The organism is Mesorhizobium sp. M7A.F.Ca.MR.362.00.0.0 (genome assembly GCF_004023175.1).
In the GTDB taxonomy this organism is placed as follows: domain Bacteria; phylum Pseudomonadota; class Alphaproteobacteria; order Rhizobiales; family Rhizobiaceae; genus Mesorhizobium.
On record NZ_RZTF01000030.1, the window covers coordinates 1 to 17,711 of the forward strand.

Here is a 17,711-nt window from a genome sequence, read left to right on the forward strand (position 1 = left end):
TCCGTCCAACGCTTGATGCTCCCGACGACGATCCCTATGTCTGGCTTGAAGATGTAGAGGGCGAGCGGGCACTTGCCTGGGCCGCCGGCCAATCGGCAAGGACTCTGAAGCACTTCGGTGGAACGCAGTTCGAGCGCGACCGCGCGGCTCTGACAGCCATTTTCGACAATCGCGACAATCTTCCCCTGATCGCGCGCCGTAGTCAGTACCTCTACAATTACTGGCGAGATGACGGTAATCCACGCGGACTGTGGCGCCGGACCACCCTTGCCGCCTACATGAAGGCGGATCCCCAATGGGAGCTACTGCTCGATCTGGATGCTCTCGCGGCTAGCGACGGAGAGGACTGGATCTGGGACGGCGCGTCCATCGAGCCGGAGAGACGGGAAAGAGCCGTTCTGCGCCTGTCGCGCGGCGGCAGCGACGCGGTCGTGCATCGCGAATTCGACCTGATCTCTCTGAGCTTTGTCGCCGACGGCTTCAACCTCCCCGAGGCCAAAGGCTACGTTAATTGGCTGGACCCTGACACGCTTCTGCTTTCCAGTGCGCTTGGTAATGGCATGGCCACCCGCTCCGGCTATGCGCGCACAGTTCGACTGTGGAAGCGTGACGCGGATCCCCTCACCACGCCGGCAATCTTCGAGGCCGGGTTCGAAAGCTTCCAAGTGTCTGGTCATTCGGACCGCACCGGCCGCAGCGAGCGCCTTTGGTTCATCGAGCAGCCGGCCTTCTTCGAGAAGATCAGCTGGATCGGCGATAGGAGCGGGCCGAGGAGGCAGATCGATCTTCCTCGCGACGCGTCGTGGCGGGTCTTCGGCGACTGGCTGGCGGTAAGGCCGCGCAAGCCCTGGACGGTGGGAGGCACCACCCATCCCGCCGACGCGCTGATCGTCATCTCGCTTTCCACTTTCCTCGCCGGCGGACGCCGTTTTGAGACCCTGTTTCAACCAGGGGAAAGGCGCTCCATGCAGTCATTCTTCTGGAATGACGGGAAGCTCATTATCTCTTACCTCGTCAATCTCGCACCGCGTTTCGAGATGTTCACTCCCGGCCACCAGGAATGGACGCGCCGAGTCCTGAACACCCTGCCCGCCGAAGGTACTGTCGACGTCTGGTCATTCGATGCGGCAGTTCACGAGACCAATGGAGAGGTCCTGATCTGTGCTCAGGATCCGATCACGCCGCCGCAGCTCTTGCTGTTCGATCTGAATGCCGCGCCGTCTCTCAGCGCTTCAGCAATCCTGAAGCGCAGCCCGGAGAATTTCGATGCATCCGGACTGGTGGTCACGCGCCACGAGGCAGTCTCTATCGATCATGAGCTGATCCCCTATACGCAGGTTGGTCCGGCGAACGGGAACGGAGATGCTCCGATTCACCTTTCCGCTTATGGCGGGTTCGGCGTATCATTCCTGCCCTACTACAACTCCCCGCTGGGCAAGCTGTGGCTCGAGCGCGGCGGCACGTGTGTCGAGGCGAACATCCGCGGCGGCGGCGAGTTCGGCACCCGCTGGCACGAAGCCGGGCGCAGGGAGGGCAAGCGTCTCGCCCATGACGATTTCGCCGCCGTTGCCGCCGACCTCGTGCGAAGGGGCATCACCCTGCCGAGGCGGATTGCCGCCGAGGGTGGCTCAAATGGCGGCCTGCTGATCGCAAACATGCTGACCCGCTATCCTGAGCATTTCGGGGCTCTGTTCTGCACAGCACCGCTTATCGACATGCGTCGCTACACCAAGCTCTTGGCGGGCGCGAGCTGGATCGACGAATATGGCGATCCGGACAAGGTTCACGATTGGGCTTTCCTGAAGGAAATCTCCGCCTATCACGCCGCAGCGCCGGGACAGCCCTATCCGCCTATCCTGATCGCCACCACGAAACGCGACGACCGCGTCCATCCGGGCCATGCGCGCAAGATGGCCGCAAAACTGCAGGCTCTTGGCTATCCCGCTTACTTCTACGAGGCCAGCGCAGGCGGGCACGGCTGCGGCGAGGACAATCGGGAGCAAGCCGCATTCATCAGTCTAGGCACCAATTTTCTCCGCAGCGCAATCGGCTTCAACGATCACCCTCCGGAGACGGCGGAACGCGTTGCAACGCAAGAGGGGCATTTGAGGTCCATCAACAATTCATTCGAGCAGGAGACGAAATAGTGCAGTGCATCCTTTCTGAACATCAAGGAGTGAATCTCATGGCGAGAACGCGAATGGGCGTAGCGCGGGCAACAGCAGCGGCGGTGGCCCTGATCATGGTGGGACAGCAGGCCGTCGCCGCGGAGCCTGCGCAAGCAGAGACCGTCCTGGCGGAGACGGGAGCCTCGGTCACCGAAGCGCCAATCCCTTGGCAGGTCCGCCTGCGGGCGTTGGGCGTCGTTACGAAAGATCTGGGCTACGTTGATACGCTTCCCGGCTCCGGTCTTTCGTATTCGGACACGGTGACGCCGGAACTCGATATCTCGTATTTCTTCACCGACAACATCGCCGCCGAACTCATACTCGGTACCACCTATGCCAACATCGCGGGCCAAGGGACGATCGGAGGGTTGGGCAACATCGGCAAAGTTTGGCTGCTGCCGCCGACGCTCACGTTGCAGTACCATTTTACCGATCTCGGCGCGTTCAAACCTTATGTCGGCGCCGGCGTGAACTACACGATCTTCTACAACCAGGACACTGGCAGCGCTGATGCTCTCAAGGTGAAGAACACGTTCGGCACGGCGCTGCAGGTCGGATTCGACTATATGGTGGACCAGCACTGGGGCCTCAACTTCGACGTGAAGAAGCTTTTCCTGAGGCCGGACTTCGACGTCACGGTGGCCGGCGCGAAGCTGACGGGGAAGGCGGAGCTCGATCCCTGGCTGATAGGCGCAGGTGTCACCTACCGCTTTTGAATATCAAGTGAAGTCCGCTTCCCGACTGCCGGTTTAAAATGAAGGGCGCCTCGCGCGCCCTTTTTTACGGTCGACACTGCAGGGCGAGACCTCATGAAGCCATTGTCGAGAGGCGGGGCTTTCTTCCGGCGGACCAAGAAGGTGCACTGGCCAGCCGGCCTCGCGCCTGAGATCGAGTGCTTAGAAGCGCTTTGGATCGGGACGGGCTTTGGTATTGTGGGTGGAATACTTCGGCCAAATCCTTTGCGGCATCGTCTCCCGGACGTCATGTGTGAGCTTCTTTGTCAGCGCAAGGCGAACACGGATCTCCTAGCAGGCCGTTGAAGAAGTGTCCCGTTTGGCCTTGAGGATTGCCTCGTCGCCATTGTGATAACGAAGGTGATCTCGATGGAGCCGTCGTCGAGCAGTTCAGCATGGCCGTCGCCTGTGACCTCGTCCATTTCGTCGAATCCGACCCATGTGAAGAAGACCGTCGACGGGCCGTAGCCGAGTTCGAGGGTCAGATGAGCCAAACGCCAGTGGGGCGTCCTGGGGACGACGCGCGCGAGATTCTGGTCGTGGTGGCCAGCCCAATACAAAAACCGAAGAAATGTCCGGATGTGAGAAGTTGCTGCGGTGCGGGTACCGGAGGTCGCCGATAGTGACAGCCGATGTTCGACAGCGGCAAGGACATGCTCAGCCGTCAACGCGCCGAGGTCTTGGCCGGGAATGGTGGTGATGGAACCAATCCAGAAAGCGGCGGCTGCCTAGGAGAACGCCTTCGCGGGACTTTGACTCCAGTCCGCACACCCTGCTCAGATAGTCCGAAAAAGAGGTCAGAAGCGGAGCATCCGGATTATTATCTACACTGGGAACAGAAGCAAGGAAGCGTTCTGGAGCCACTCGCCGCGCGTGTCCCAGTGCCGACACTGCTCCAAGCTGACTATCTGCCATGACCACCTGCCGAACGTAGTCCGTTGACGCCACCGGTACCCTTCGCGGTCTGCTCCAGCGGGAAAGATCGGGTCTGAACGATCCTGCTGACCTGTGCGGCGGCCTCTCTCGCTAGGGCGTCCCCCTTCCTGTCGTCCTCCTCCGCCGCTTTCGGCTGCTTTCGGCCCGCCGCCCTCGCCAAGGCGTCGTAGTCAGTAAGCGCGTCCTCCGTCTCCTTTAGGGGCTTCATCGCGTGACTAGAGTTTAGCGCGTGTTTGTAGGCGGCGGACCGAATGGTCGTCGAAATGCCACCCAGCGCCACCGCAAGATGCCTTAGGGCTTCCGCCTCATAATCTGACAGCGGCACGTCACGATTAGAGCCGGTTGCCCTGCCTTCTTCCACTTTCACAATGTCTGTAGTTAATTCCTGCTCCATCGCGTTGACTGAGATACGATGGAGACGGAAGTGGAGAACAAATTGTTACAAGCAACTAAGATGATATTCTCGTCAACGGGGCAATAGTGGACGTTAAGGGCGGCGAACAGGGTGGTGGTGCCGTTGCGCTTGTAGTCGTGCCTCATCGTACCGAGCCGCCCCTTCTTCATCGGCAGGCCGGGTTGGGTGCGGTCGAGCGCCTGGATCTGGCTCTTTTCATCGACCGACAGAACGATGGCATGGGCCGGCGCATCGAGATAGAGGCCGACGACGTCGCGCAACTTGTCGACGAACTTCGGATCATTGGAGAGCTTGAACTGGCGCCAGCGGTGGGGTGCGAGACCATGCGCCTTCCAGATGCGCCTGACGGCGCTGGCGCTGATTGCGGCGGCTTGCGCCATCATGTCGGCGGTCCAGTGGGTCCTCTCGCCCAGCGGATCGGCAAGCGTCAGTGCCACGACGCGCTCGCCGACATCGGGACCGAGCGGCGGAATGCGCGACTGTCGCGTCTTGTCGCGCAGCGGCCCGTCACAGCCTTCCGCGGCAAATCGCTCCTGCCAGCGCCAGACGTCGGTCTTCGACTTGCCGATGCGGCGCATGACCTCGCCGGTGCCGACGCCGTCGGCGGGCAAAAGCACGATCTCGGCGCGCCAGACATGCTTTTGCGGGGCGTTGCGATCCCTGATCAGCGCCGTCAGACGGACGCGATCGGCCGACGAAACGGTGAACGATCTTCCTGTGCGCATGCGCCAGACTCGCACGCGCAGGCCAGAAAGGGAATCTCTGATTGGACTCCTATGTCAGGCGGGAACCACTAGAGGCCGAGACCGCCGATGCAGACATGTTTGGTGTCGAGATAATCCACGATGCCCTGGAGGCCGCCTTCCTTGCCGAGGCCCGATTCCTTGACGCCGCGGAACGGCACCTCCGGCCTGGTGATCAGGCCTTCATTGACGCCGGTACTTCAGTCCTTCCATCACGCGGAAGGCGCGACCGAGATCGCCGGTGTAGAAGTAGGCCGCGAGGCCGAACTCGGTGTCGTTGGCGAGCGGCGTGCCCGACCTGAGACATGGGTGACGTTTTGTACCGGACACGGATGAAGTGCACACCCCTCGGGTGAGCGTTTGCTCGATAATATCCACTGAAGTGAAGCAGTCGGTCTTAATGCTGGAACTCATGCCACCCGACCGACCCGGGAATTCGCAGCAGCGGCGCCGTCGAGTGCAGAACGAATGCCGTCAACCAAGGCGTCGATCTCGCTTTCGGCGATTACATAGGGCGGACAGATTGCAAGCACGTCTCCCATATTGCGGATCATGACGCCGTGCTCGCGGCACCGCCGCTCGACATCGCCGATCCTCAGCTCGGGCGCGAAGACGCGACGGGCGCACGATCCTCGACGATCTGAACCCCCGCGATGAAGCCGCGGCCGCGGGCTTCACCGACAAGCGGATGGTCGCCGAGCGCGTCCGCGAGGGCTCCATGCAAGTGATCGCCGAGACGACGCGCCTGGGTCACGAAATCGATCTCGCGGTAGATCCTGATCGCCTCGGCGGCGACGGCCGCTATCACCGGATGACCGGAGTAGGTGAAACCGTGACCGAACACGCCGACCTTGTGGGCCTCGTCAGCGACGCATTGATAAATCTTGTCGGAGATAATGACGCCGCCAATGGGCAGGTGACCGGATGAAAGCCCCTTGGCGATCGAGAGCATGTCCGGTTCCATGCCAAATGTCTGGCTACCAAACCAGTTCCCGGTGCCTCCGAAGCGTAAGCGGTGTGCCATCGGCACCTAGACTGGGTGCGGGGTCATGAGGTCTCACGTGGTATTCTTGCCACTGAAGACCTCCGCCAAATAGTCAATAAACACCCTGACTTTACGTGGGGTGTGACGTCGCTGAGCATAGAAGGCGAAGATCGGTTGCTCGATGGGTTCATAATCCGGCAGCAGCCGCACGAGGCGGTTCTCCGCTATATCCTGGGCGACCATGAAATCGCCCAAGAGGGAGTAGCCCCCTCCCGCTAGGCACGCGTTTCTCACCGCTCGCGCTGAGTTCATTGTCAGATGCTGCGGCACTTCGAAGTCAATGACCTTTCCTTGATGCGAAAACCTATGAACGCGCCCCCATTCTCGGCTGACCTGAGTAACGGATGGGCAAGCTTTGATCTCGTCCAAGGTCCTGGGTGTCCCATATTGCTCGCAAAACTGGGGCGTAGCGACGAACACGATCCTCTGCGTGAAAATTCTCTGCGCAATCAGGGATGAATCGTTCAATGGCCCTACTCGGATGGCGACATCGAAGTGCTCTCCAATAAGATCGACCAACCGATTGCCAAGGTCGATTGAGACCTCGAGCTGCGGGAACCGTCTCACGAACTCGGGAACCGCTGGTGCCAGGCACTCATTGCCAAAGGCCGTTACGCAGGAGACGTGGAGCTGGCCGCGAGGGGTTTCGTGGCGTTCGCGTACCGCGCTCCGCATCAGATCAAGCTCCTCCAGGAGGCAGGTGCTCTTTTGCACGAACTCCATCCCGGCATCCGTCAGATTGATCTGCCTGGTGGTGCGGTTAAAGAGACGTACGCCGAGATCGGCCTCCAGGTCTGCCACAATGCGGCTTACCGAGGCAGCGGAAAGGCGCAAATCCCGGCTCGCAGAAGAGAAGCTGTTATGCCTGGCGACTGCCACTGCCACCTTCATGGCCTCGATCATATCCATGCGCCATTCTTCCGAAATCCAAAATAATGTCTCTCACCCAGCGCCTATTAACACGGAAATCGGATTCATGCATCAATGCGGCGAACGCTCAATTTGAGGAGATGATGGACATGTCCACGAATCCTAGCTGGCTACTTCGGAGCTACCCTTCCGCAATGCCTTCCGTCGAGAACTGGAGCCTGGAGGACCGTCCAATTCCCGAGGCGGCGGATGGTGAGCTGCTGGTGAAAACTTTGTGGCTCTCCGTCGACCCCTATATGCGCGGTCGGATCAGCCCCGCGAAGAATTATGCTACTGGTTTTAAAATTGGCGATCTGATGTGCGGCGGCGGAATTGGCGAGGTAATTACGTCTGAGTCTCCAGACTTCAAGCCAGGCGACGTCGTGATGAGCGATCATTTTGGTTGGCAGCCGTTTAGCGTTATCCCGGCCGCGTCGGCCAAGCCAGTGACAACTACGGACGCTCCGATTCAGTCCGCGCTGAGCTATCTCGGCATGCCCGGTCTCACCGCCTACTTTGCCCTCCTCAGAACCGCAAATCCGAAGGTGGGGGAAACGGTGTTGATCTCTGCCGCGTCTGGAGCTGTAGGGCAGATTGCGGGACAGATCGCGCGGATCAAAGGGTTCGACCCAGTCGCTGTTGCGGGCTCGGACGAGAAGCTGGAATGGTGCAGGGAGCTTGGATATCGGACAGGCGTCAATCATCGAAGCTCGCCTGATCTCGTGGCAGATGTCGCGACCGCATGCCCCAAAGGCGTCGATGTCTTTATCGACAACACCGCCGGGCCGATTCACGACGCAGCCATGTTAAACCTCAACACCTTTGGCAGGGTGGTGGTCGTCGGGACTATTGCCTTGGCCGACCGGTTTGACCAGCCCGATATCGGCCTCAGGCATCTCAGAAGGACGCTGATCACCCGTGCGCGGATAGAAGGGTTCTTGCTCGACGACCACGAGGGAGAATACGAGATCGCGATTGCCGATCTGCTGTCATGGTACAGACAGGGACTGCTTCAGACACGGGAAGATGTTGCGGAAGGGATTGAGACCGTGCCCCACGCTTTCGTTCGGATGTTGAAGGGAGAGAACTTCGGCAAGCAACTGGTCAAGCTGTGATGCTCTGAACGAAGATTTGTCCGCTTCGGCAAAACTGCGATTTTTGTGCACGCGTTACTCAAGCGGATAATTCCAAGGCAGCAGCTCATCGATCCGGCTCTGCTTGTGGCCGTTGACGATGGCGGTGAGCGTGGCGGTCAGGTAGGCCTGCGGGTCAACGGCATTGAGTTTGCAGGTTTCGACGAGCGAGGCGATGGTTCGCCCAGTTCTCGGCTCCGACGTCGTGGCCCGCAAAGAGCGCGTTCTTCCGATTGAGGGCGATAGGCCGGATGGTTCGTTCCACGCTGTTGTTGTCGATCTCGATGCGACCGTCGGTCAGGAAGAGCTTCAGACCGTCCCAGTATTTGGCGATGTAGGCCACCGCCTCGCCGAGTGGGGACTTTGTCGCGACACGGGCGCGGTGATGGACGAGCCAAGCCTGCACGTCGGAGACCAGCGGCGCTGATCGTTCCTTCCGTCCAGCAAGGCGAGCCTCCGGGTCAAGGCCGCGCAGTTCGGCCTCGATCCGATACAGTTCACCAATCCGTTTGACACCGTCCTCGGCCATCGGCGCTGTTCCGTTGCGAGTGATCTCAACCAGCTTGCGCCGGGCGTGGGCCCAACAATAGGCAAGCCGAATGTCTGATCCGATACGGTCAGGTGCGATCAGTCTGTTGTATCCGGCATAGCCATCGACCTGCAGGATGCCGGAGAATCCCTGCAGTATTCGTTCGGCATGAATGCCCCCGCGACCGGGAGCGTAGGTGAAGGCCACACCTGGCGGAGCACCGCCGCCCCATGCTCGATTATCCCGCGCAAGCGCCCAGAAGTATCCGGTCTTGGTTTTGCGCGAGCCGGGATCGAGAACCGGGGCACGGGTCTCGTCCATGAAGAGCTTGGACGAGCGCTTCAAGTCGGCAATCAGCGCACCGAAGACGGGACGCAACTCATAGGCTGCGCGGCCGACCCAGTCGGCGAGCGTGGAACGGTCGAGATCAATGCCTTGGCGGCCCATGATCTGGGCCTGCCGATAAAGCGGAAGGTGATCGGCATATTTGGAGACCAGGACATGGGCGACGGTCGCTTCTGTCGGTAGGCCTGCCTGGATCAGTCGTAGTGGAGCCGGAGCCTGAACGACGCCGTCAGTGCACGCACGGCACGCATATTTAGGGCGACGGGTGACGATGACGCGGAACTGCGCCGGGACTACGTCCAACCGCTCCGCCACATCTTCGCCGATATAATGCAAATAACCGCCGCAGGAGCAGATCAGGCTTTCCGGTTCAAGGACCTCTTCGACACGAGGAAGATGCTGAGGAAGGGAGCCGCGATTGGTCGCGCGCGGCCTAGTGACCCTGTTCCCAGGACGAGCATCGGCTTCCTCCTCGGCATGGATTGTTGCCATGGCCGTTTCCAGGTCTTCCAGCGCCAGATCGAACTGGTCGGGATCGGCCTTCTCGGACTTGCGCCCGAAGGCTGCCTGCTTGAAGGCCGAGACCAGTTTCTCAAGCCGTTCTATCCGCTCATCCTTGCGGGCAAATCTGGGCGTCTTTGCCTGTCTCGCGCGCCTTCGCCGCGATCAGCATCGCCTTCAGGGCGGCAACATCATCGGGAAGATCAGCGGCGTCCAGCATGGCCGGAACCTACCAAAGCCCGGTCCGTTTTGCCTTCGGAATTTGTTGTGCTGAGTCATCGTGCCGCAGCTATTCTATCACCCTCGGCGCTCTGGTCTCGACGGCGCGAACCCGCTGCCAGTCCAGGCCCGCGAACAGTGCCTCGAACTGGGCATGGCTCAACGTCATCAGGCCGTCCTTGATGCCGGGCCAGGTGAAGCTGTGCTCCTCCAGCCTCTTGTAGGCCATCACGATGCCGCTGCCATCCCAGTAGATCAGCTTCAACCGATCCGCTTTGCGTGACCGGAACACGAAGACTGTTCCGGTGAACGGGTCCTTGTGCAGCTCGTTCTTTACCAGCGCCGCCAATCCATCATGCCCCTTGCGGAAGTCTACCGGCTTGGTCGCCACCATGATGCGCACGCGGTTCGATGGAAAGATCATGTCGCCGCTGCCAAGGCACGCGCGATGGCAGCGATCCGGGCAGCAGACGCACCTTCCTCAAGACGGATTGTGACAGGACCGACAACGATCTCGGCGCGGGAGGTCTGCTTCGCGGTTGGCGGTTCCGGCGCGGGCGTATCAATGACCATTGCCGCGAATTCCACGGCATCCTCTGGCGCGGGCAGAACCAGCTTGCCCTGCCGCGCCAGCGTGCGCCAGGACGACAGGTGGTTGGCCTTCAGCCCGTGGCGCTCCGCTACTTCGTTCACCGTCACGCCCGGACGCAAGCTCTCCGAAACGATCTGTGCCTTGACCTCATCCGGCCATTGGCGATGCGCCTCACGTCGGCCCCGCCGTGACGTGAGAACCTCCAACGTAGTGTCCATGGAGAAACTCCTTGTCGCTCGTCCATGGAACGTCGATCACAGATCAGGCAACTGCGGACAATGTGAGGGCAAAACAGCGGTTACTCCGAAGCCGCGGACCACCTCGTCGGACAGCATGAGGATAATTTCTCACTTTCTTGCGAAGATCGGGGGTGACCACGGTCATTCGTATTACGCGAGATCCGCGAGGCCAAAAACCATCACACCAGAGGAGGCGAAACTGCTATCTAGGTGTTTAGATGCAAGAAATTAATCCTGCATTGTTCCCGCACCAGGAACACCCGAGAGGATACCAAGCCGTATTGAACCTTGTTGAAATGCTCTCGGCGCGCTGGGCGTTATAATTTCTCGAAGGCGATCACAAGGACGTCGCGATAAGCGTACGGCATTTTCAGGTTTTCGGCCACAATCGACGATACATCGTGAAAGGTTTCGCGGTCGTTGCAGATCACAAAATCATTCGGGGAGTTCATTTCGACCTCGCCGAGGAACTCCTTTGAGGCGTCGGTGATCATGCTCATGCCGCCGGTGACGTTGACCCGCCCAATCATATAGCAAGCAATGAAGTCCACCCCGTCCTGGTGAAGGCCCTCGGGTGCCGGTTTGCCGTTTACACCATCGCGCGCGACAATCCGGTAGGGATGGATCTTGATATTCCAACGATCATGTCGGGCGGCTTCACATAGAATTCTGCAGAAACCTGTCAGAATCTTTTCTAAGACGGGATGGTCTATAAAGGAGTTTTCAAGGGGCTCGAAGTGGCGCTTGAAGCCGCCATTCAGATGATTGACACTTTGTGATTGTTCGTAGGGGGCGTGGGGTAGGAGCCTAAAGATTCCGTCAGTTGCGTCATATTCAAAAGCGCTATAGCGCCGGTAACGATATGTTCCGCCGTCACGCATGTATTCATCGAGAAGAAGTCGATTCCAATGGTCAGCAAAGTTCTTCCAGGCTGCATCAATTTCGATGCCAAAGCAGGCTTCGGCGCGCTCGCCTTTTGAAAACCACCATCCATTTGTCACCAGACCGTCAGTGCATTGTTGACTGAGGTTGGCCGGTGCCTGGGGTGCGTTGTTTTCCACGGGTGTCTCCCTTTTGGCGACTTGGCGAGGACGGAACGCTTTGGACGACGCTATGTGGGTTGCGGCTTGGTATTCCCAAAGGTGGCGGTCCCTAATGTATCTCGGTGTCCTGGCTCGGATCGACCGAGGTAAAAAGCGTGTGTGATCGACTATGTAGCTGACGCTCCCGCTAACGCCCTCGAGGGCGGATGCAATGGCCCGTTCGCACATCTGGTGAATAGTACTGCCCCATGCACCTGAAACCGCCTCTTGGGACCAGGCTTGCTCAAGCCCTTGCTTCAAAACGATTGATGCCACGTCAAGAGAAGCGGTTTCGAGGTGACGCAGCGCGTCGAAGATAATGGCCGCCGCAGGGGCCTCGCGGACTTCGAGAACCTTTTGGCCGGTTGTGATGTGTTCAAGCCCGACAAAGCGGCCGTGCCCGAATTTGCCGACCGTGTTATTCAGGAACGGGATTGCGTCGACCAATGCAACATCACGGTCATCAATTGACACGAGACTTCCGTCTGCAAACCCGAGTTTGATCTCTACCGGCTGCTCTGCGGGAATGTTGCGCGTCCAAGCAAATGCCTCCTCGGGGATGGAAAAGTTCTCGGGATCTTCCAAAGGCCCCGACTCGAATTCCCGACACCAGAGGTTTTCGTCCGCGCTCCACGTACGGTCCGCCACAAAAGTCGCTCCACACTTGGACAGGTCGGAGGTCTTCTGTTGTCGGGATATCACAGAGCATTCATACGGACTGCCGAAGTTGCCGGAAAATCCTGAGCGCTTAATGCTATTGTTAAGGCGCGGAAGACTGTTTTGAGAAAGGTTTGCTGTATGAAGAACCAGCCGTGAGCCGATTGACCTTGCATGATTAACAACCAAAGATGCGATTATGGGACGGCTCAGCGAACTGCTCAACGGATAGATGCCAAGGTACTTGGCGTGGGCTCGAATGGCTGATTTCACGCCTTGTTCGACAAAGGCATCCCGCCCTTCGAGGCAGACAAAGCGCGCGCCGAACATGGCTGCCGTCCGTTCCAACAATGGCTGATCGATGCGCGTTCCGACATCCGCTGCGACAGCTTCAATGTTCGCAAAGCCAAGGCTTTGCAGCTTGTAGAGAAGATAGGTGCTGTCGAGACCGCCGCTGAACATGGTTGCAACTGGTGCGGTTCGGTCCGGAAAAGCCTCCAGATCTTCAAAACTCGAAATGCCGCCGATGGCGGGTTTGGTGGAAGCCAAGTTGGGGTTCATTTGGATGTCCTGCTCTCAAACCAGATGCCAGCAAACGTCCCAGCGAGGACGAGGCCTGCGCCTATCAAGCTCGGTACTGTCAAAGGCTCATTCAGAAGAAGGTGCGCTAGAACGAAACCAAAAAAAGGTTCTGTTCCCATCAAGAAGCCAACCCGTGTCGGTGTGGATTTTCTCACTGCGGCATTTTGAATGTAGAATGCAGCGAGGGTGCAGAAGAGTGCAAGGAAGGCAACAGCGCCCCAAAACTGAAGGGTGGCCCTCACAACAAGGCCTGAAATTCCGAACTGAGCGACGGCCAAAACGAAAGTAAGTGTTGCCACCGTCGATCCCTGGATGGCCGTCAGGGCTGCAGATGAAATCTGCCGGCCGGCCAGAAGGCGTTTGGTGGAAACGACCATAACCGCTCGCAGAATCGCGGCCCCCAAGACAAGCGCGTCACCCGGGCTGAACCTGCTGATCCCGCCAGTGAGAATGCCGACACCGATGCACGCTATGGCAGCACTTGCCAAAATGCCCGTAGGTGGAAGTCGCCGTGATAGCCCATAGTCGATGATCGGCGTGAAAATCACACAAAGCGATATGATCAAGGCCGTGTTCATTGCGCTTGTCGAGGCAACGCCGTAAGTTTCAGCAATAAAGATGCAAAAAAGTATTGTTCCCAATGCGAAGCCGCGGATGAAATCGCCCCAGGAGACCAATGCGATCTCATGTCTTGCAGCCACTGCCGTAATGATCGTAGTAATCAGGAAGCGATAAAGGACAAGTATCGAAACCGGCGCGTAGAACAGTGCGCCTTTCCCGACCGGATAGCTCGCCCCCCAAACGAATGCGACTCCCAGCAAGGCTAGATCCACCGAGAAAGATGGCGTCCGTGTTTTCCTGACAGGTATTGGAGAACTTTCGAAAACGTCCACCTTCAAAGTTTCCTTTGTGTTAGCCATCCACCCTGCTGCGAGGGTCGAACAGATCAGGTCGTTCAGCCTTGGGCGGTCCGTGCCGCGGCGTACTTGTTTTTGGTAACGCAAGTGCCGTGCCGATTCGGAAAACCATTGCTAGACAACAACCTGGTCGCCTTGATAGTTCGGCGGTTCATGTCCATCGTTGTCAGAATGCCGACAATGACTTCAACTGCAGGGATCCTACCGGCAGGGCCTCAAGGCGAACACGCGGCTCCTAGATGCCGACAAGATGGTTGGTTCAGCCATGCTGCGACAGTTGCCTGTTTTTTTCAGTTCCTTTGCTGTTCGTGCGCTAACCGCAACGCTCCATACTAGTCTCGCGTGCCTGTCCCCGTGGGGTGGGCGGCAGAAAGCGATTAGGCCCGCTGAAAGAGGCGAACCGCATCCGAAGGACCGTAACCAAGAGAAGGACCTGAAGCGAGAGCGAAGGTTGCGGGAGGCCGCGGCGGGCCTAAAAGGCAATGCCGACCGCCCCAGGAAAGGCTGACAAAAACCGCAGCGGCCGACTGTCCAATAGGGTGCGCCGGGCCAGGGCGAGCCAAATGGCAGGGGCTGCCGGGGGACCCTAAGAAAAGCGTGGGTTCACGAGCACCCGGCGCGCGCCATCAGGCGGCCAGCTACTTGGAGGGCGGGTGTATCATGCCTGTTTGTCGGGCCGAACCAGATCCATGTGGCTGACGCCGAGGGCCAATGCCAGTTCATAGATCGTGATAATTGTCGGATTTCTTCGGCCTTTCTCCAAGCCGCTGATGTACTGCTGACTGAACCCGGAAATCTCCGCAAGCTGCTCCTGCGTCAGACGCTTCCTTTGCCTGATCCTCTGCACATTCCGTCCGACCAACTTGCGCATATCCATGCACGCAAGCCAGCGGATCAGGCGGCTTGAGTTTATCAACTATAATATGTAATCCACATTTAGCAGCCAGAGGGCTTCGCCGGTCCATTCTCCGGAGATAGAATTAGCGATGTTACAGCCCAAATCGAACACGCCGTTTGCCGACGAGGTCCCCTGGTCGGACCGCATTACAGCCTACGACAAGGACCACTTTACAACCTATATGAGGCTCCTGGACGCCTCAGCCGACAACGCCACTGAAGAGGAAATGGCCCATGTGATCCTCGGCATTGATCCGGCACGCGAACCGGAGCGCGCACGGAACGTCCTTCGCAGTCATCTCGACCGTGCAAACTGGGTGGTGACGAGCGGCTACAAGGATTTGTTCGCCAGTTGACGAAATGGGCGGTGCGGTCGCTTCGCTTGAAGCAACGAAGTCGCGTAACCACCATGCATCGACGCATCACCACAGCGCGAATGCGCCCGAAGATGATCGCGAGGACTTCCAGTCGGCGCGGATGGCCCAGCGCTTCGCTGTCTCATCATTTTGTCCTCCGCTCGCCAATGGCTGCTTCCCAGGAAGCGGTGCGGCGGCGAGTCATGACAGGAACGGGCCCGCCGTCTGAGCCGCACCGCATCCGAAGGACCGGATGGACAACCTACTGAAAGCTCACACCTAGCTAAGGGTTGCGGGACGCCGCGGCGGGCCTAGAAGGATGCGGCGCCACCTGCTGAGAAAGGCACAAAACAGAGCGAATTGCGAGAGTCTAACGACGCGCTAGGAGGCGCAGCGGAATGGTCGAGACGCCAGAGCCAAGAAAAGCGGGGCTCGACCCACCGGCACACGGCACGCGCGGTGATGGGCGCGGGCGCCCACTACGTGCGCAGGCTCAACAGAATCTCACACGGATCAGCATCGAGGGCCGCAGTTACGTCGAGAAACTCAATGACATCGAGACGCCGTTCGCCACCCTCATATTTCGCCACGAAAGATTGCGGACGACCAAGCTTCTCAGCCACCTGCGCCTGCGTCAGCCCTTTGACATTGCGCAGTGAGATCAACTGGGCCAGAAACCGCTGGTGGCGGGGAGATCGAAGAGATTTGGGCATTTAGGTGAACCGGCAGGTAGAGACCGGCTCAGCGACTAATCCCCGTTTCGGATTATCCCATTTTGGGATATTCTGCCTTGGATCCAGCGATCAACATGCGAGGTTCGCGGCAGACATGAATCAATCAACGGGAACAGATAGGACTCAAAGCTCAACACTGCTCGACGAAGTCCCTTGGTCTGACCGTCTTACCGCCTACGACAGGGCGCACTTTACCATCTATATGAGGCTCCTGGACGCCTCAGCCGATGAGGCGCCCGAAGAGGAAATGGCCCAACTGATCCTCGGCATTGATCCGGCACTTGAACCGGAGCGCGCCAGGAAGGCGCTTCGTAGTCATCTCGACCGTGCGAACTGGATGGTGACGAGCGGCTACAAGGAATTGTTCGCCAGCTGACAAATTCGCAGTGCTCGGTCATAGAAGCGTTCCTGTGCCATTGGTCAGGCTGATCGGGGCCTGCACCACAGACGCGCCGGCAAAATGGACCCGGTGGCGAGCACAATTCAGTTCCCAGGAAATCGGGGTTTGGCAACTGTCCGAGCGTCTGACGTGATAGAAGGTTCCGCTCTGTCTGGATGGGTATTAGCCCGGAGCAGCACTCCATATCGTACCGACGCTCGACGAAGGGTCCACCTCTTCGCTTTCAAGCCGCATAACCGATAGCCATCGCCCTAAGTCAAGGGTTAGAGATTACCGGCAGGCAGGTATGCAAGCGGGCCATCCTCGGAAACTATATAACCGCACGACTAGCTCGTCAGCGACGACACACCCGCTCGAGCACCCATAGACTATGATCACCGGCGCGGACTGGAAGAATACGGCTGCATCGCCCGAGCCGGCGGAACAGAAGATCTCGGCATCCAGTCAACGCTCGATACAAAGCGCGCGATCGAATGGCCCGAGCACAAGGGGATCAAAAAGCTTCTCAGACAATTGAGGACCCTTCGGACCCCAAAAGGGCTATAGCCTGATTTTGGGTTCGCACGCCTAGCTTCTTCTTGGCATTGTCCAAATGAAAAGCGATCGTGCGTGGCTTGATACCCAAGATGCGGCCGGTCACCCAGGCTGAATTACCCCGCGCTGCCCACCTCAGGCACTCATATTCGCGGGATGTCAGCGAAATCCCATCCACTGTTCGATCGCTCGGCAATTTGCGGCGAACGCAACGATGAAAGCAGGCCGCCATCAGTTGAAGAGCTTGTTCGTACCGCTCAGCGACCCGAAGAAATACTGGACGAGGCTCATCGGCGGCAAAAGTAACCGCAGCGATGCGGCCGCGGAGATCGACAATTGGGATCGTCAAACCGCAGCAGATGCTGAATTGAGCCGCCTCATCGAATAGCTGCTGTTGAGCCGGCGACATTTTATCGCCTCCCAAATTCGATCCCCAGTGAAACGGGCAGCCGCCATTTCGAGCACGCAAGACCACAGGATCGAGTTTCTCATACTGATTTTCCAGATACTGTCTGGTCCAGCGGGGTGGATAGTTTGAAATTAACCTCGGTTTGCCGGAAGGCCGTGCTGGCAAGGAGAGGTAGGCAAAGAAGATTAGGTCAAGTCGTCCGGCCGCCTCAGCCATGGCATCCCGGAAATCTGCCTCATCGATACTCTGTGACAGTCTTTCAAGGAATGTCTCGAAAACAAGTGGCATGTGCCTCGTCATCGTCGCGCTCGATTCTTCCTCTTTCTGCACGCCTTCCGGCTGCGTCGTGTATGTCCCGACAAACGTGATTGAATTCGCGGGCGTCGCTGGGCTGACCGGGCTCCAGAATGCTGCCACACTTGCGATCTTCGTCGGTCATCCCAATCATGCTGGGCTCACCCGATGGGCGTCTGGCAGACGCCTCATGATCTCAACAGCTCAATCAGAGAATCTCCATGCATTAAATCATGACCGCCCCTGCACCGACCAAATCAGGAGAAATCATCCTGCGCTGACCAAAAGCCATCATTGACCCCAGCTTTTGCAGGAATTTGGGTCGGCATTAGCATAACAAT

At 58.7% G+C, this 17,711-nt stretch carries 16 protein-coding genes and 3 pseudogenes; 5 read left to right on the forward strand and 14 right to left on the reverse strand.

Going from position 1 to position 17,711, the window contains the following annotated elements:
* Together EOC06_RS06760 and EOC06_RS06765 are read left to right on the forward strand one after the other, a co-directional pair.
* A partial coding sequence (locus EOC06_RS06760) for a prolyl oligopeptidase family protein (protein ID WP_164898492.1) occupies positions 1 to 2,147 on the forward strand: 2,147 nt, incomplete at its 5' end.
* A gap of 38 nt (positions 2,148 to 2,185) precedes the next feature.
* A complete protein-coding gene (locus EOC06_RS06765) occupies positions 2,186 to 2,884 on the forward strand; it encodes an OmpW family protein (RefSeq protein WP_127808953.1) in 699 nt (232 codons plus the stop codon).
* A 284-nt stretch (positions 2,885 to 3,168) separates the two neighbouring features.
* Here the strand turns inward: EOC06_RS06765 and EOC06_RS06770 are convergent, their stop codons facing one another.
* From EOC06_RS06770 to EOC06_RS06795, 6 genes and pseudogenes are all read right to left on the reverse strand, one after another.
* Positions 3,169 to 3,396, reverse strand: a complete 228-nt coding sequence (locus EOC06_RS06770; protein ID WP_245469373.1) for a hypothetical protein — start codon at positions 3,394 to 3,396, stop codon at positions 3,169 to 3,171.
* A 925-nt stretch (positions 3,397 to 4,321) separates the two neighbouring features.
* A pseudogene (locus tag EOC06_RS06780) lies at positions 4,322 to 4,978 on the reverse strand (IS630 family transposase); the annotation flags it as partial.
* 68 nt (positions 4,979 to 5,046) lie between these two features.
* A pseudogene (locus EOC06_RS06785) lies at positions 5,047 to 5,281 on the reverse strand (aldehyde dehydrogenase family protein); the annotation flags it as partial.
* A gap of 125 nt (positions 5,282 to 5,406) precedes the next feature.
* Positions 5,407 to 5,550 carry a hypothetical protein gene (locus tag EOC06_RS41850; protein ID WP_245469374.1) on the reverse strand — a complete coding sequence of 48 codons (144 nt, stop codon included), beginning with the start codon at positions 5,548 to 5,550 and terminating at the stop codon, positions 5,407 to 5,409.
* A 41-nt stretch (positions 5,551 to 5,591) separates the two neighbouring features.
* Positions 5,592 to 5,948, reverse strand: coding sequence for an aminotransferase class III-fold pyridoxal phosphate-dependent enzyme (locus EOC06_RS41855; protein ID WP_245469375.1), 357 nt, complete (start codon positions 5,946 to 5,948; stop codon positions 5,592 to 5,594).
* A gap of 105 nt (positions 5,949 to 6,053) precedes the next feature.
* Positions 6,054 to 6,950: a LysR family transcriptional regulator gene (locus EOC06_RS06795; RefSeq protein ID WP_128307395.1), complete on the reverse strand. Its 897-nt coding sequence runs from the start codon at positions 6,948 to 6,950 to the stop codon at positions 6,054 to 6,056.
* Between the two features lie 110 nt (positions 6,951 to 7,060).
* On the opposite strand from EOC06_RS06795, the gene EOC06_RS44770 reads away from it, so the two are divergent.
* Positions 7,061 to 8,065: an NADP-dependent oxidoreductase gene (locus EOC06_RS44770; RefSeq protein WP_127862802.1), complete on the forward strand. Its 1,005-nt coding sequence runs from the start codon at positions 7,061 to 7,063 to the stop codon at positions 8,063 to 8,065.
* Positions 8,066 to 8,119: 54 nt separating this feature from the next.
* Here EOC06_RS44770 and EOC06_RS06805 read toward each other — a convergent pair.
* From EOC06_RS06805 to EOC06_RS06825, 6 genes and pseudogenes are all read right to left on the reverse strand, one after another.
* Positions 8,120 to 9,678: pseudogene (locus EOC06_RS06805) on the reverse strand (IS66 family transposase).
* Positions 9,679 to 9,747: 69 nt separating this feature from the next.
* Positions 9,748 to 10,101: an IS66 family insertion sequence element accessory protein TnpB gene (gene tnpB / locus EOC06_RS40035; protein ID WP_164873760.1), complete on the reverse strand. Its 354-nt coding sequence runs from the start codon at positions 10,099 to 10,101 to the stop codon at positions 9,748 to 9,750.
* On the reverse strand, positions 10,098 to 10,487 hold the full coding sequence (locus tag EOC06_RS40040) for a transposase (RefSeq protein WP_135855987.1): 390 nt from the start codon (positions 10,485 to 10,487) through the stop codon (positions 10,098 to 10,100). The genes tnpB and EOC06_RS40040 overlap by 4 nt, the downstream gene beginning before the upstream one ends.
* Positions 10,488 to 10,825: 338 nt before the next feature.
* Positions 10,826 to 12,808 carry an argininosuccinate synthase-related protein gene (locus EOC06_RS06815; protein WP_127808950.1) on the reverse strand — a complete coding sequence of 661 codons (1,983 nt, stop codon included), beginning with the start codon at positions 12,806 to 12,808 and terminating at the stop codon, positions 10,826 to 10,828.
* The gene (locus EOC06_RS06820; RefSeq protein ID WP_236473635.1) at positions 12,805 to 13,722 is read right to left on the reverse strand and encodes a DMT family transporter; all 918 of its coding nucleotides are present in this window, start codon (positions 13,720 to 13,722) and stop codon (positions 12,805 to 12,807) included. Before EOC06_RS06820 ends, EOC06_RS06815 begins: the two co-directional genes overlap by 4 nt.
* A 682-nt stretch (positions 13,723 to 14,404) precedes the next feature.
* Positions 14,405 to 14,623, reverse strand: coding sequence for a helix-turn-helix transcriptional regulator (locus EOC06_RS06825; RefSeq protein WP_029354714.1), 219 nt, complete (start codon positions 14,621 to 14,623; stop codon positions 14,405 to 14,407).
* Positions 14,624 to 14,732: 109 nt separating this feature from the next.
* On the opposite strand from EOC06_RS06825, the gene EOC06_RS06830 reads away from it, so the two are divergent.
* Positions 14,733 to 14,999: a DUF2285 domain-containing protein gene (locus EOC06_RS06830; RefSeq protein WP_029354712.1), complete on the forward strand. Its 267-nt coding sequence runs from the start codon at positions 14,733 to 14,735 to the stop codon at positions 14,997 to 14,999.
* 479 nt (positions 15,000 to 15,478) lie between these two features.
* On the opposite strand, the gene EOC06_RS06835 is transcribed toward EOC06_RS06830, so the two are convergent.
* Positions 15,479 to 15,712 (reverse strand): helix-turn-helix domain-containing protein, encoded by a 234-nt coding sequence (locus tag EOC06_RS06835; RefSeq protein WP_082826573.1) that lies wholly within the window; start codon positions 15,710 to 15,712, stop codon positions 15,479 to 15,481.
* Between the two features lie 115 nt (positions 15,713 to 15,827).
* Here EOC06_RS06835 and EOC06_RS06840 point away from each other — a divergent pair, with 115 nt between their 5' ends.
* The gene (locus EOC06_RS06840; protein WP_063169301.1) at positions 15,828 to 16,109 is read left to right on the forward strand and encodes a DUF2285 domain-containing protein; all 282 of its coding nucleotides are present in this window, start codon (positions 15,828 to 15,830) and stop codon (positions 16,107 to 16,109) included.
* Between the two features lie 529 nt (positions 16,110 to 16,638).
* Here EOC06_RS06840 and EOC06_RS06845 read toward each other — a convergent pair.
* Positions 16,639 to 17,376, reverse strand: coding sequence for a LuxR family transcriptional regulator (locus EOC06_RS06845; RefSeq protein WP_128307397.1), 738 nt, complete (start codon positions 17,374 to 17,376; stop codon positions 16,639 to 16,641).
* Between the last annotated feature and the right edge of the window lie 335 nt (positions 17,377 to 17,711).

Excerpts from the sequence above, each read along its gene's own strand:
- EOC06_RS06795 (WP_128307395.1), bottom strand. The coding sequence starts at position 6,950 with ATGGATATGATCGAGGCCATGAAGGTGGCAGTGGCAGTCGCCAGGCAT.
- EOC06_RS06845 (WP_128307397.1), bottom strand. The coding sequence starts at position 17,376 with ATGACGAGGCACATGCCACTTGTTTTCGAGACATTCCTTGAAAGACTG.
- EOC06_RS41850 (WP_245469374.1), bottom strand. The coding sequence starts at position 5,550 with ATGATCCGCAATATGGGAGACGTGCTTGCAATCTGTCCGCCCTATGTA.
- EOC06_RS06830 (WP_029354712.1), top strand. The coding sequence starts at position 14,733 with ATGTTACAGCCCAAATCGAACACGCCGTTTGCCGACGAGGTCCCCTGG.
- EOC06_RS44770 (WP_127862802.1), top strand. The coding sequence starts at position 7,061 with ATGTCCACGAATCCTAGCTGGCTACTTCGGAGCTACCCTTCCGCAATG.
- EOC06_RS06825 (WP_029354714.1), bottom strand. The coding sequence starts at position 14,623 with ATGGATATGCGCAAGTTGGTCGGACGGAATGTGCAGAGGATCAGGCAA.
- EOC06_RS06765 (WP_127808953.1), top strand. The coding sequence starts at position 2,186 with ATGGCGAGAACGCGAATGGGCGTAGCGCGGGCAACAGCAGCGGCGGTG.
- tnpB (WP_164873760.1), bottom strand. The coding sequence starts at position 10,101 with ATGATCTTTCCATCGAACCGCGTGCGCATCATGGTGGCGACCAAGCCG.
- EOC06_RS06840 (WP_063169301.1), top strand. The coding sequence starts at position 15,828 with ATGAATCAATCAACGGGAACAGATAGGACTCAAAGCTCAACACTGCTC.
- EOC06_RS06835 (WP_082826573.1), bottom strand. The coding sequence starts at position 15,712 with ATGCCCAAATCTCTTCGATCTCCCCGCCACCAGCGGTTTCTGGCCCAG.
- EOC06_RS06815 (WP_127808950.1), bottom strand. The coding sequence starts at position 12,808 with ATGAACCCCAACTTGGCTTCCACCAAACCCGCCATCGGCGGCATTTCG.
- EOC06_RS40040 (WP_135855987.1), bottom strand. The coding sequence starts at position 10,487 with ATGGACACTACGTTGGAGGTTCTCACGTCACGGCGGGGCCGACGTGAG.
- EOC06_RS41855 (WP_245469375.1), bottom strand. The coding sequence starts at position 5,948 with ATGCTCTCGATCGCCAAGGGGCTTTCATCCGGTCACCTGCCCATTGGC.